This is a genomic window from Thalassotalea nanhaiensis (genome assembly GCF_031583575.1).
GTDB classification, from domain to species: Bacteria; Pseudomonadota; Gammaproteobacteria; order Enterobacterales; family Alteromonadaceae; genus Thalassotalea_A; species Thalassotalea_A nanhaiensis.
In genome coordinates this window covers 2970725-2985526 of the sequence record NZ_CP134146.1, presented here as the reverse complement: position 1 = coordinate 2985526, position 14802 = coordinate 2970725, and the positions used below count along the sequence as shown (strand labels likewise).

Sequence of the window (14802 nt, the reverse complement as noted above, 5' to 3'; positions counted from 1 at the left end):
AATGCATTTTAGACCATTGTCTAGTCGATATCTTCAACAATTCAGGTAATCTTAAAATTCACACAAGAAATTGCTGAGAAACACTTGTTTGTAAACTTTTCAACAAGTATCATGGCGTTTTCATACACTTTATTATGATACCAATTGCAAATGATGCATTGGTATTTTGACGACATTTAGGGTCTTTCTATATGCGCATTATTTTATTAGGTGCACCGGGTGCCGGTAAAGGTACTCAAGCTCAGTTTTTAATGGCTAAATTTGGCATTCCGCAAATCTCAACGGGTGACATGCTACGTGCAGCGATTAAAGCGGGTACTGAACTTGGCCAACAAGCTAAGCAAGTAATGGATGCTGGTCAGCTAGTATCTGATGAGTTAATTATTGGTTTAGTAAAAGAGCGTATCGCTCAAGATGATTGTAAAGCAGGTTTCCTACTTGATGGTTTCCCTCGTACAATTCCACAAGCCGATGCAATGAAAGAAAATGGTGTAAGCGTTGACTCTGTAATTGAATTTGATGTTGCCGATGAAGTTATTGTTGAGCGTATGGGCGGCCGTCGTGTTCACTCTGGTTCAGGTCGTGTTTATCATATAGTTTACAATCCACCTAAAGTGGAAGGTAAAGATGACGAAACAGGTGAAGACTTATCTATTCGTCCTGATGATGAAGAGTCAACAGTACGCAAACGTTTAGGTATTTACCACGATCAAACTAAACCATTAGTTGATTACTACCAACGTGAAGCAACTTCAGGAAACTGTAAGTACATCACTATTGATGGTACACAAGCTGTAGATGTTGTAAGTGCACAACTTGCAGAGCAATTAGTGTAAGCTAAATACTGCAAACACAGCGACACAAAGATATAAGCCTGGGCATTGCCTGGGCTTATTTGTTTAATTCAAGGATGAATTAACTTAGAATTGCCAAGGATGGCTGAAATTCTGTCTAATTCAAGGATGAATTAACTTAGAATTGCCATGGATGTGTGATTTTCAGCTACTCAGGAAACCTATGCCAAGCCCTAATGCCAACTCTATTATTGTACTCGATTTTGAAACCACGGGCCTTTCGCCACTTCAGGGTGACAGAGCAATTGAAATTGGTGCGGTTAAAATTACTAATGGCGTAGTTGTTGATTCATTCCAGGAGCTGATGAACCCTGGACGCCCAGTGAGTACGTTTATCGCAGAATATACTGGCATCACCAATGCGATGCTTAGAAACGCTGCGCCTTGTGAAGAAGTTATGGCTCGTTTTGCCGACTTTATTGGCGATGAGAACCTACTAGCTCATAATGCTTCTTTTGATCAAAAGTTTTTAGACGCTGAGTTTTCTCGTATAAACCATAATTATGCGGGTGAGTTTGCTTGTACGTTATTAACATCAAGACGTATTTACCAAGATGCCCCAAATCATAAGCTTGGTACATTAGTGAATTATAAAGATTTAGCAGAAGACGGGACTTTTCATAGGGCGCTATTTGATGCTGAGATGACCGCTAAGCTGTGGCTCACCATGCTTGATGATATTCGCGATAACTATCAAATCAATAATGTTGAGTTTTCCCTAATTAAACGGTTAGCAAAAACATCAAAGGCTAATGTGAATAAATTCTTCGCAAGTTTTTCGTAATTAACATCTAATCTTCATATCTTACTCAATAAGTTAACTATACTTAACGCTAATTTTTCCCTATTATGGGTGATTGCCTTTGCGGCATAACTCTAAAAATAATTACTTAAAAAAGAGAGTGATATGAATCAATCTTCAACAATCTTAGGTCACCCTAAGGGACTTTTCCTGTTATTTGGTACTGAAATGTGGGAGCGATTTAGCTACTACGGAATGCGTGCCATCCTAGTTTTATACCTTGTTGCTACTGTTGAAAGTGGTGGCTTTGGCTGGTCAAATGCAGAAGCGCTAAGCTTATACGGCTGGTTTACAATGGCGGTATACCTGACTCCCGTTCTAGGTGGTTGGATTGCTGATAATGTTTTAGGCCAACGCAAGAGTATTATCATCGGTGGTTTGTTAATGGCTGCGGGGCATTTCACCTTAGGCACGCCACAAGCAATGCTTGGGGATAATGCTGAAAACGCATTCTATCTTGGTTTGGTACTATTATGCTGTGGTAACGGTTTATTTAAACCTAACATTTCTACCTTGGTTGGTGACTTGTACGAGCAGGGTGATGTGCGTCGTGATAGTGCGTTTACTATTTTCTACATGGGCATTAACATTGGTGCTTTCATTGCACCATTAGCGATAGGTTATGTAGGGGAAAAAATTGATTGGCAGCTTGGCTTTATTTTTGCCGGTGTAGGGATGTTAATTAGTGTTGCTATGCAACTAACGTTAGCAAGAAGGTACCTTGGAGACATTGGTTTAAAACCATCTGCTCATGGTATTTCGTCAACAGGTGAGGGCGCAGCTAAAGATAAACCATTAACTGCAGAAGAGCGCGATCGAGTTAAAGTTATCGTGATCATGAGTATCGTTTCTATTGTGTTTTGGGTAGGTTATGAGCAAGCCGGTGGTTTACTAAATATTTATGCGAAAGACTTTACTGACCGTAATATCTTTGGTTGGGAAATGCCTGCGTCATGGTTACAAGCCGTAAGTGCTTTTTTCGTTATTGCATTTGCTCCTATATTTGCAAGTATTTGGACCAAACTTGGTGATAAACAGCCTCCATCACCGAAAAAGTTCGCGTACAGCTTATTGTTTGTTGGTGTTGGTTTCTTATTTATGGTTGCAGCAACATTACAACAAGGTGGCGATTTAGAAGCTAAAGTGAGTGTACTTTACCTAATTATGACCTACTTATTCTTGGTGTTTGGTGAATTGTGTATATCACCAATTGGCTTATCACTTGTGTCAAAACTTGCACCAATTAAGTACTTGTCATTATTGATGGGCGTTTGGTTTGCCTGCTCTGCAATTGCTAACAAAGTTGCCGGTGTTGTCGGTGGCTTTATTGGTGAAGGACAAGAGCAAATAAATAATGCCTTTGGTATTTTTGCGGGGCTTACGGTGAGTGGTTTTGTTGCTGGTATTGCTGTGTTCTTTATGGCCGATAAGTTGGTTGATTGGATGCACGGTGCTGAAGACACTGCTCATGTTGAGCACAGTGAGCTTGATCAAGATCCTGTTTAGTTAACTCTATTTCTAAAAGCTTAAAAACTAGAGGCCGAAACGCAATCAGTGTTTCGGCCTCTTTTTATATGTCCCGCAGCCGTCATTCCTGCTTAATCGATATCGAACATACATAAATTAAAGGATCAGTTCTGCCAATTCTTTTATTGAATGCACGATGGCTTTCGGGTTGCAATCAGTTAAGCTGTCAATGCAACCTGCGCCATGGGTGATACCGATACTATCAACACCGGCATGCTCTGCCATTTTTAAATCGTAACGACTGTCGCCTATCATCAAGGCGTGTTCAGGTTTAACATCAAGCTCTAATAAAATTTGCTCAAGCATATCTGGGTGCGGTTTAGACTTAGCATCATCGGAGCTTTTAGTTAAATGAAATAAGTGTTTAGTATTCGATACCGCTAATACTCGTTCTAATCCCTGTCGCCCCTTTCCGGTGGCAACAGCCAGTAACTTTTCTTTTGCATGTAACGTTAAAAGTAACTGCTCTGCTTCATCGTACAAAGGTGAAGGTGTGGCATTTATTTCAAGATATTGTTGTTTGTAATGTTTGATTAATTCATCAATTTTTACTTGTTCAATGCCAGGGTAAAGAATTTTAGATGCTTCGGTTAAACTTGCACCAATAATACCTTTTGATGCACTTTCATCAGGTATAGGCAAATTCGCCGCAAGGGCTGCGGCTTGTAATGAATGTACAATTTTATTAATTGAATTCATTAACGTGCCATCCCAATCAAAAATGTAAAGTTGGTATTGGTTCATGCTGAAAACCTGTGCGTAAATTTGAAAGCGCTAAATTAGCAAATTGAGCCCGGTATTGTCTATCACTCTATTGTAAGTTCGCAGCTTCGCTACTCGAATACGCAGCTTCGCTACTTCGAATACATTTCTTTTCGAATCTCGAAGTCGTATTCGAAGCAAAGCGTATTCGGAGCAAAGCGTATTCGGAGCAGAGCGTATTCGAAGCAAAGCGTATTCGAAGCAAAGCGGATTGAAAACGCCAGATACAGCTGGCCAAAAAAAAGCACTCGCGTGAGCGAATGCTTTAAACAACAGATTGGGAGTAAACCGTTAGGTTTTGTTGTGAGCTTTAATATAACGAACCGTTTTTTTGCGGTCTGTTAACAAATGTAAATTCAGTAACGAATGACGAATACATTTCATTCCTAATTGCGAAGGGGTTATCGAAGCGTAGCGCACTCGAAGGCACTCAGTGCCGTATTCGGAGTTGCGAAGCAACGTATACGCAACTGAAGATAAAAAATAAGCAATTTTAAGTTGTTTTATCGGCAAATGAACAATTCTTAGTGTATTGCTATTTACACCGTCACGTGTGAGTCATAAGATAGATTTAATACAATAATAAAGGCTCAAATACATTCTATGTCTGGCTTAAAACGGATCATTTTAATCGACACTCATTTACCTGGTTTAGTAGAACTTAACGTAGATGGACACACCAATATTTGTGGAACCAATGCATCAGGTAAAACCACCCTGCAACGCCTGATCCCTGTTTTTTATGGTGAGTCGCCAAATAAAGTTGTGCCCGCAACTCGCGATAACTTTCAAACGTGGTATTTACCCAGAGAATCAAGCTTTATTATTTATGAATACCAGCGGTTAGATGGCGCTATGTGCATGGCGATTTTAACCTCGTCAAATACCGGAGTGTTATATCGTTTTGTTGCTAAGGAATTTGTCGTTGAAGATTTTATTGGCGAAGACATTGCTGGTCGATGCTCTATAGCCATTAGTGAAATCATTCGTAATATGCGCCGTGAAAATATCATTCACACGAAAGCGTTAAATACCAAAGAATTTAGAGCAGTCATCCAAAACGACAGACCGGTAATGGCGCTAAGCAGCAACAAACGAGACTTATTAACCGCTTCTCGTTCTTTTAGCCTGTGTGAAAGCGACGCTCGATTACGTCATATTGAAAAATTGATCAAAGCCGTGCATTCCAAAGAAGGAAAAATGGAAACGATCAAAGCTATGATCGCTGCTATTTTAGAAGAAGATGGGGTAGAGACACCAAGTAATAAGATTTCAAAAGCGCAAGTTGACGATTGGATCAAAGAATGCTCATTAATAAAGCAATTTGACGAACTGATGCCGCAATACCATAAATTGCAAAAAGTGAACGCACAGCTAGAGCAAACTGAAACTCGACTAAGCCAATTAAAACAGCAATTATCTGTCGATCTGTCTCTATTGAGTGATTCAATAGTAACAGCTGAACATAATCATCAAGCATATAAATCTCAACTGAACGAATTGAATAGTGCATTTGAACAACAAAGAGATGAGCTAAACAGAGATATCTCACTTAGCAAAGCTGAAGTTAACAGCGCCGAACAACACCTTGATCAAATAGAAGATGAATTTAACGCTTGGCAAGACAAAAGCATTGAAACGCATCAAGGTAACCTTGAAAAAATACCTTCTTGGCAATCGCAGTTACAGTCAAAAACTGAACAACATGCACTACTGACCGAAGAGCATCAAGATATTGAGGCGGCATATCACAAACGCTTAGCAGAAATAGAAAAGAAGCAATCAAAAGAATTAGCGCAATTAAACGAGCAAAAAGATTTGGCACGTGATGATTTACGTGAAAAACAACTGAGCGAGCAAAACGCATTACAATTATTACATGCTAGCCAAGATGAAAGGTTCAGCAGTATTAAAGGTGATTTTGAGCGACAAATTAATGATGGCACACTTAATTTACAAACAGTAAGAGTGCAAATAGAGGCAAGTGGGCCAACAGTTGCTGAGCAAGATGCAATGGCAATAATAGATGCGTCTGTTGAGCAAGCACAACAAGAAGAAGATCAAGTACGCGGTGATTTATCTAAATTACAAGATGATATTCAGCAGCTTAAATACCAGCAAATTGCCAGTAATGAAAAACTCAATAAAAGCAGGAGTAATGTTGCTACTTGTATTAAGCGATTAACCGCTATCGAAGTACTACTTTACCCCGGCGAAAACACCTTATTAGAGTTCTTACGAAAAGAGCATAATGGCTGGGAAGCTGATCTTGGTAAAGTGATAAACCCAGAGCTGTTAATGCGCACTGATTTAGCTCCATCACTTGCTGATATCGACAATAAGTTGACTAGTATCTATGGCGTATTACTTGATATAGACGCCATAAATGATAATGAAACAACTCAAACCGAAACAGAGCTAAAACAGCAATTTGACGTAGCAGAGCAAGATTTAAAAGCCGCTAAAAACGTACAAACTGACTGCGAAGTCGAACTGGATGGTTTGAATAAACAAGTACGTGAAAAAGAACAGCAACATACCACTATTCATTCACAATGCCAGTTTAAAGAACAAGCACGTAAACGTGTTCAGGATGAGCGCACGCAATTAAAGTCTGAACAGAAACAAGCGTTAACTGAGCGTAAAACAAAACAGCAAAAAAGCTTACAACAACTGCAAAAATCATTAGATAAGCTCGTTGTTAATCAACAACAGGCTTATGATGAACATAAAGAACAGTGTCATGATGAAAAAATGGAACATGAGCTGCATTGGCAGCAACTTGTTGGTGATATAGAGCAAAAGCTTAGTCAAATTAAAAGTCAGATAGATGATGCAAACGAGCAGCATAAGGCCGGCCTTAAAGCATGTAAAAAGTGGTATAAAGATGAACTCGCCAGTCGTGAAGTTGATGTTGAGCAAATCGCTTCCCTGAAGAACGATATTGCTAAACTCCAATACGACATCACTATTACCAATAAACACCGTGATAGTGTTAACGAGTACGTCCGTTGGTATGAATTAGTATTTACTAAACAAAAAGCCAGTTATTTAGCCAGCTTGTCAACAGCGAAAAACAGCAACGCCCAAGCTATGCGCTTATTAACTGAAAAAAGCTCAACCCATCAACAACAAAGACAGCAATTACAAGAGCAATTACAACAGCTTGAAAAAGCCTTAAGCGAACAAAAAGAGTTAGCGTCTGGCATTAATAGCTTAAAGCCACAGTTTGCTTTATTGCAACTGCCAACAACTGAGCCTATTACCGAGCAAGCGACACCTTCAGCCAGGTTGGTAGAAGGGCGAGAGTTATTCGAGCAACAACGCCGAGCTACTCAAGACATAACCAGTTATGTTAATTATTTCGATAATGCCATAGGCCAAAAAGCAGGTATTAGTTTAACGGAAACCTGGGAACATGCCCGTCGCGATTGTTTAATTGATAATGCACAAGGTTTACAAGTACTGGATTCTCGTAAAATGGTTAATGAACTGGAAACGTTATTAACGGTTTTAGTGCCACAACATTTAGAAGGCGTACGTAATAATGGCTTAAATTTTGGTAATGATTTAACTCAGTATTACAATATATTAGCGGATATTGATACGCGAATATCATCACAATCACGTCGCATTTCAAAAGAAGTTGATCAAGAGTTATTCCTTGATGGTGTTTCTGAGTCGTCAGTAAAAATTCGCTCTAAAATTTCAGAGTTTGATTTTTGGCCAAAACTCGCACGCTTTAATAAGTTGCATCAGGCTTGGCTTAATGATGAAGAGTCGGCTCTACCTGATGAAGAGTACACGCAAACCATCCGCGAAGTATTAGAAGTGTTAGGCAAAGCAACAATAACAGGCGGTATTAGTCAGTTACTGGACATTGAACTGCACTTAAAAGAAGGCAATTCAGAACTGGTTATCCGCACTGATAGACAACTGAATGAGTCATCGAGCCATGGTATGGCTTACCTTATTTTATGTAAATTTTTATTGGCATTCACTCGTTTATTACGAGGTCACTCAAAGGCTGTTATCCATTGGCCAATCGATGAAATTGGTACGTTAGCAAACAAAAATGTGAAGAAAATATTTGATGCCTGTAAGGCTAATCAAATTACTGTGCTTGGTGCATTTCCTAACCCTGAATCCGATGTTTTACACTTCTTTGAAAATCGTTATTTAATTGATAAAAGTGCTGCGCAGCAAAAACTAAGAATGGTGCAACCGAAAGTAAACCCAATTACTGAACGTTTGAAACAGCGCCAACAAGCGGATGAGCTTGAGCAAGTGGAGGAAGCACTATGATCAGTTTAAAAGGACAAGTAATGGAAACATTACTCAGTGGCGGGTTTATTTGTAAAACCAGCGATGAACTTGCATTTAGTTTCTTACAAAATACTGAAAATTTTGCCAGCGTTGAACAGCAACTTAATTTAATGAACCGTACCATCGCTAATGCAAATGATGGCACAGTACTGTTTTGTGCCTACCAAGGTATAGGTGATGATGAACGTAAAGTGGTAAATAGCCAATTTCGAGAAATTACGGCGTCATTATTGCCACTAATCGAGTGGTTGGTCCTAGTGCAAGAAGCTAAGGGTGACAACTCGCCATTGTCTGAAGGCAAAGTGGTACGACTGAATGAATTACAGTCTGTTATTGAAGACACGCCTGCTTTTAGTGAACAGCTAACTAAAATATCACGTTATAGCTTATTTAATTCATCAAGCTCCGCTGTAGATGCGCAGTTAAAGTTGATATTTAAGCGCTTGCTTGAGTTAGGCTATTTATTAAAACCTAACCCTGACAATCAAATTTTTGTTGCTACCGGAAAAGTCGATTACTTGTTTGAAGTGATCCGCTTTATTGATGAAAGTGAAAACCTTAATTTAGCCGAGCAAGCAGAAGAAGCAATTAAACAAGGGGACTTATTGTGAGTCACCCCTTGCAAGCTGCGGGCATAAAATTTTTAAAAATCCTGGCTAAGCATTCAGATGTGATCATGAAGGCGTATTTGTCAGGCCGGGTCAATGAGCTTGATTTTGATGCAAAGGTATTGGAAAAGTTAACTGAGCATGGTGTACTCTGGCGGCCAGAGCCCGGCGAAGATTTACGTTTAAGAAGCTCAATTAGAGGCTTGTTAGAAAATAACCTTAGGGATGAACGCAATCGACAGTTAGATGCCAATATAGGCACAAAGCTGGCGTTAATTAAAACTGTAACGTCACATTATAAAGAAGCGCTGCACCATCAAAACTATGCTGAAGCCGAAGTCTATATCGAAGATTTAACCGAGCATGTATATGGTTTGGTCGATAGCTTAAAATCAAACGTTCGAAACTTGTGGCGACGTATTCATAACGAGTTTGGTTATGTAGCATCGATTAATGCAAAAATTAGAGAAAATGAGCTGGCTCAAAGCCAACTCACTGAAATGCGTAAACAATTGGAGATGTTCCAGTTTGATGAACTAGCGACCATTGCGGGTACGTCAAGAGAACTACGACGCTTGTTAGTGGTGCAATTACAACGTAGCCACAGTGAAATTAGTCAAGAGCTAAGCATTGCTCAAAGTAAATTAATTGATTTACTTGGTAAGTTTAGACAATACCTGCACCGTTATCAGCTGTTAAAAGGCTTTGTGTTACATGCACAACAAAAGCCTGATTATCAAGTAAAGGACTATTCTGCAAAGCATAATGTGCCAAGTTTATTTAACCATGCAAAAGCAATAATTAAACCGGCAAGCATTGATGTCAATAACATTGAGCATGAACGCTTATTTGCTGAGGTTGTCAGTCACATAAAAGAAATTCGCCATGCTAACGTTGGTGTTAAAGATAAACGCCAAGCGCAAGGTTTTGAAATAAACGATATAGAACAAATCGATATTGAAAGCGATTTAATAAAACAAAATGTAGAAAGCTACTTCTGCCAAGTGATCGACTCGGGACAGGGGATGTCGGCACTAGAGTACCATCAACAAAATAAACTCACACTCGATAAAGAAGTGTGGGTATACGGCGTTATAAATGGCTACCAAGGCTTAAGTAGTGAAGAACAGGACTTTTTTGAAATAGGTACTGAAGGGCATGTTCACCCGCAGTTTAATGGTAATTATATAATTGAAGATGTTGAGCTGGGGCTTCGTTAGAAAAAATAAGCAACTAACCACTGTTACTAGCAGTGGTTAGGTTTTAATCAAAAACTAAACCTTTAATTATCCTGAGTTTGCGGTGCTACCGGCATTTGGCTATTGATAATATTACTTTGTTGTTCAACTGTTTCGTCGATTTCTTCTTCGTTATTTAACGCTGTGTTGTAACCTGCAGAATCCCAACCCCCACCCAACGTTTTATACAAGCCTACAAATGATGTTTGTAAACTTTCGGCCGCAGCAGAAAAGTCTTGTTGTGATTTGGCTTGGTTACGCTGGGCATCAAGTACGTCGATATAGCTGATAACACCATTGCTATAACGTAAATTGGCAAGGCGTAAGTATTCGTCTGTTGCCGCTAACAGTTCGCGTTTTAAATAATATTCTGTACGATTTTTATCAACATTTTCTATAGCTTCAGCTGATTCTCTAAAGGCTACAAAAATAACTTTACGATAATTAAGAACGGTTTCGCGATATTCAGATTTTACTTTGTCAATATTCGCCGTTGTTGCCCCCCAATTAAATAAAGGCATAGAAATATCGGCACCTATTTCCCAGTACTCGGCATTATCGAGTAGGTCATCTACTTCTAAACTTTTGGCTCCAAAGTTACCCACCAAACTGATATTAGGGAAATAATCAGCCTTTGCTACGCCAATTGCGGCGGTTGCCGCATGAAGCTTACGCTCTTGTGAGATAACATCAGGGCGACGTTTTAATAACTCTGATGGCAAGCCAACAGGGAGCGACTCACGGTCTAAGTTGTTAGGATTTCGAGCTGGAATTTTTAGTTTTTTAGGTGATTGATCCAGTAGTATAGACAGTTGATACATGTTTGAATTGAGCGAGTTATGTAGTGCTGGAAGTTTTAATTTTTCCTGCATTAACTCTACGTTACTCTGGCTAACATCTAACCCTGAGATAATGCCTTGCGCGTGTCTTAATTCAGTAATTCGTTTAGACTTTTCGCGAGCGACAATATTGTTATTAGTTAATTGTATCTGATTTTGAGCATCTTGAATTTTATAATACAACTCGGCAACTTGCGCAATTAGCGATATTCTTGAACCGTAAAATTCTGCTTGGGTTGCCTGTAAATTTGCAATGTCAGCTTCATTGCTGCGGCGCAATTTACCCCATAAATCAAGCTCCCAGGATACATTAGCCGTCCATTTAAATTCATTGTCTATTTTCGGATCTGTTGTTAACGCTCTGCTGGTTTTCTCTCGATCAGCGTCAAAAGTCATATCAACATTCGGCAAAAATCGGCTATCACTTTCTACTAAACCAATTTGCGAGCGATACACCCGCTCGCTGGCAATTTTTAAGTCAATGTTATTATCCAGAGCTTGTTGAATGTACTCCTGGAGTACCGGGTCTTGATAAAACGAACGCCAGTCTAATGTGGCTACTGAAGCACCTGTTTGATTTGCTTCATCGTTGAATTGCCACGTAGGCAATTCTTCCGAAGCTACTTCAGGAGCTTTTTCATAGTCAGGGCCAATAGCGCACCCAGATAACAAAGTGATTGCCAGCACTAAGTAGTTTGGCTTTAACGATAGGTTACTCATACTTAAGCCTCCTTATCTGCAGAGCTGAATTTTTGTTTCATTTTTTCAGCGAAACTAACAAAAATTACAAAAAATAATGGTACTAGAACAATCCCAACAGTCGTTGCTGCAATCATGCCACCAAGTGTACCGGTTGATATTGATTGTCTTGCTTGTGCTCCAGGACCCATTGACAGAACTAACGGTAATATACCTAATATGAATGACACAGACGTCATTATTATAGGGCGAAAGCGTTGCTCTGCTGCTTCAATTGCCGCTTGTTTAATGGTTCGACCATGCTCTTGATGTAGGCTTTTGGCAAACTCAACAATTAGAATAGAGTTTTTAGCGGAAAAACCTACCAGCGCTACGGCCGATATTTGAAAGAAAAGATTATTTTCAATGCCAAGCAGCCAGGCAATAATTGCTGCACCTGCTAAAGCAATAGGCACTATTAATAATACAGGAATAGGGATCACCCAGCTTTCATATAATGCGGCAAGGAATAAATAGATAAATACCACAGCAAGTAACATCGCAGAGCCGGCTTGACCACTGGCATTTTTTTCCTGATATGACATACCTGTCCATTCATATGCAAAACCATCAGGCAATTGTTCTTTGGCTAATTGCTCTATTGCGGCCATTGCTTGGCCTGAACTATAACCTTGGGCGGGAGTGCCGCCAATACTTGCACTGGTGAATAAGTTGTGACGACTGATATTACCAGCACCGGCAGCGTATTCAATTTTAGCTAGCATGGATAAAGGTATTAATGCCCCCGTTCCTGACTTAATATAAAAGCGGGAAAGATCTTCTGGGCGCCGTCTAAATTCGGCTTCAGCTTGTACTTTTACTTTGTAAGTGCGACCAAACATATTAAAGTCGCTCGCTGAGGTTGAACCGGTCAATTGCTTTAACAAAGTATTTAAGTCAGCTAAATTCACCCCATAAGTTTTTACCATTTCACGATCAACGATGAGTTTTAGCATAGGTATATCACCACTTAGGGTGCTACTTATATTGCCTATTTCAGGTAAAGACTGTGCTTTTTGAATGAATGTCTTAGCTATCTCAACTAAACCTTCAGAATTGGCGCCACTACGGTCTTGCAGTTCAAATGAAAAGCCACTGCGCTCACCCATACCAGCAATAGCGGGAGGTTGAAATACCTTGTAAGTGAGCTCTGGATAGCCGGAAATCATTTCACCAACTTCGCTCATGACTTTTTCCATGGTGTAGTCTGATCTATCATCCCAAGGTTTCAGCATTATTTGAAAATAAGCGTTTTCTTCGCCAGAGCCATTACTAAGGTTTTCACCTGTTAATGTAATGATTTGTTCAATTGCTGGGTGAGCCGTTAATTCTTTTTCAACTTTAAACGTTGTTTGTGCCGTGCGCGCTACCGACGTGCCGGGTTGTAATTGTATATCGGCATAGAACATACCGGTATCTTCAAGTGGCATAAATCCGGAAGGCATCTGTTTGAAAATTACTATGCCGACAGTAAATATTGCTGCAAATAAAATAATAGAACGCGCTGTTCGTTTTATTGCTACAGCAACGTAACTACTATATTTTCTGGTAAGTTCATCAACTTTTTTATTAAACCAACTGAACATCCGCAAGGTTTTTTTCTCAGGCTTCATCAACAGTGCACATAAAGCAGGGCTTAGGGTGAGGGCAACTACAGTTGATATAAGAACGGCAACCGTTAGTGTAATCGCGAACTCTTTATAAAGCTCTCCAGATATTCCTCCTAAGAACGCAACAGGTAAAAATACAGCAGCTAGGACTAGTGAAGTTGCGATCAAGGCGCCAGTTAATTCTTTCATCGCTATTGCTGTTGCTTGTGCGGCGTTTATGGCTTTTTCTTGCATGATCCGTTCGACATTTTCGACCACTACAATCGCATCATCAACCACTAACCCAATTGCTAACACCATTGCTAATAAGCTGATGGTATTAATTGAAAAGCCAAAAGCGGCCAAAAAGGTAAATGTACCAATAATTGATACTGGCGCCGCTAACATAGGGATTATAGTTGTACGCCAATTTTGTAAAAATAAAAACACCACGGCAGAAACTAATAATAACGCCTCGATTAAGGTTATAACCACTTCACTGATTGCAGCTTCAATAAATACAGAAGTATCGTAAGCGATTTCATAGCTGATCCCGCTAGGGAATCGACCAGATAATTCTGCCATTGTGGTTCTGACTTGTTCAGCAACTTCCAGTGCATTGGCGCCCGGTAATAACAGCAAAGCAGCAATGGCTGCACTTTGCCCATTGTGTTGTGATATCAGTTTATAAGCACTGGCGCCAAGCTCTACTCTTGCTACATCTCTAAGTCTAATTAATGCACCATTGTCAGTAGCTTGGATTATGATATTACCAAAAGATTCAGCATCTTTTAATTTCCCTGAAGCGTTTATAGTAAGAGATAAATTAATATCTCCATCGGCTGGTTGGCTACCTAATGAGCCTGCTGCGGCATTGGCGTTTTGCTCTTTGATAGCATCAACCACATCACTTGGGGTTAAACCATAAGAGGCGAGATCATCCGGTCGTAACCAAACTCGCATTGAATAAGTACGAGCACCAACATTTCTAACTTTGGCAACGCCAGGGATACGTTTTAATGCCTGTTGAATTTGCAGGGTTACAAAGTTACTTAAATATAAATCGTCAAATCGTGCTTCACTCGAGCGTAAAATTAAGGTCATTAGTGGTACGGTTGAGGTTTTCTCAACAGTGACTCCATCAGTAATAACATCACCAGGCAAATCACCTTCCGCTTGTTTAACTTTGTTTTGCACATCAATAGCGGCAAAGTCAGGGTTGGTACCTACATCAAAAGTGATTTTTATTTTAGAACTACCTCCGTTATTGCTACTGGATGTCATATACAGCATATTTGGTACACCGTTAATTTTTTGTTCTAACGGGATCGAAACTGACTCAGCGGTTATTGCGGCAGTAGCGCCACTGTAACTACCAGAGATTGTTACTTGTGGCGGAGATATGTTTGGGTATTGATCAATTGGCATTTTAAAAATTGATACAATACCAACCAGCAAAATGATTATTGATAATACCGAAGCAAAAACAGGGCGTTTAATACAATATTGTGAAATCACT

At 39.7% G+C, this 14802-nt stretch carries 9 protein-coding genes; 6 read left to right on the top strand and 3 right to left on the bottom strand.

Annotated elements, in window-relative coordinates; genetic code table 11:
* Positions 1-191 precede the first annotated feature (191 nt).
* The 3 genes from adk (at position 192) to RI845_RS12855 (ending at position 3162) form a co-directional block, all read left to right on the top strand.
* Positions 192-836 (top strand): adenylate kinase, encoded by a 645-nt coding sequence (gene adk / locus RI845_RS12865; protein ID WP_348386568.1) that lies wholly within the window; start codon positions 192-194, stop codon positions 834-836.
* 181 nt (positions 837-1017) lie between these two features.
* Positions 1018-1638 (top strand): 3'-5' exonuclease, encoded by a 621-nt coding sequence (locus RI845_RS12860; protein WP_348386567.1) that lies wholly within the window; start codon positions 1018-1020, stop codon positions 1636-1638.
* A gap of 123 nt (positions 1639-1761) precedes the next feature.
* Positions 1762-3162 carry a peptide MFS transporter gene (locus RI845_RS12855; RefSeq protein WP_348386566.1) on the top strand — a complete coding sequence of 467 codons (1401 nt, stop codon included), beginning with the start codon at positions 1762-1764 and terminating at the stop codon, positions 3160-3162.
* Between the two features lie 117 nt (positions 3163-3279).
* Here the strand turns inward: RI845_RS12855 and RI845_RS12850 are convergent, their stop codons facing one another.
* A complete protein-coding gene (locus tag RI845_RS12850; protein WP_348386565.1) occupies positions 3280-3927 on the bottom strand; it encodes an HAD-IA family hydrolase in 648 nt (215 codons plus the stop codon).
* Between the two features lie 621 nt (positions 3928-4548).
* Between RI845_RS12850 and RI845_RS12845 the strand changes: the two genes are divergently transcribed.
* Genes RI845_RS12845 through RI845_RS12835 form a run of 3 tightly spaced genes read left to right on the top strand, consistent with a single transcriptional unit; the run spans position 4549 to position 10099 of the window.
* The gene (locus RI845_RS12845) at positions 4549-8250 is read left to right on the top strand and encodes an ATP-binding protein (protein WP_348386564.1); all 3702 of its coding nucleotides are present in this window, start codon (positions 4549-4551) and stop codon (positions 8248-8250) included.
* Positions 8247-8882 (top strand): hypothetical protein, encoded by a 636-nt coding sequence (locus RI845_RS12840; RefSeq protein ID WP_348386563.1) that lies wholly within the window; start codon positions 8247-8249, stop codon positions 8880-8882. The genes RI845_RS12845 and RI845_RS12840 overlap by 4 nt, the downstream gene beginning before the upstream one ends.
* Positions 8879-10099: a phosphoenolpyruvate carboxylase gene (locus RI845_RS12835; RefSeq protein WP_348386562.1), complete on the top strand. Its 1221-nt coding sequence runs from the start codon at positions 8879-8881 to the stop codon at positions 10097-10099. The genes RI845_RS12840 and RI845_RS12835 overlap by 4 nt, the downstream gene beginning before the upstream one ends.
* 62 nt (positions 10100-10161) lie before the next feature.
* Here the strand turns inward: RI845_RS12835 and RI845_RS12830 are convergent, their stop codons facing one another.
* On the bottom strand, positions 10162-11676 hold the full coding sequence (locus RI845_RS12830) for an efflux transporter outer membrane subunit (protein WP_348386561.1): 1515 nt from the start codon (positions 11674-11676) through the stop codon (positions 10162-10164).
* Between the two features lie 2 nt (positions 11677-11678).
* The gene (locus RI845_RS12825) at positions 11679-14801 is read right to left on the bottom strand and encodes an efflux RND transporter permease subunit (protein WP_348386560.1); all 3123 of its coding nucleotides are present in this window, start codon (positions 14799-14801) and stop codon (positions 11679-11681) included.
* Position 14802 lies beyond the last annotated feature (1 nt).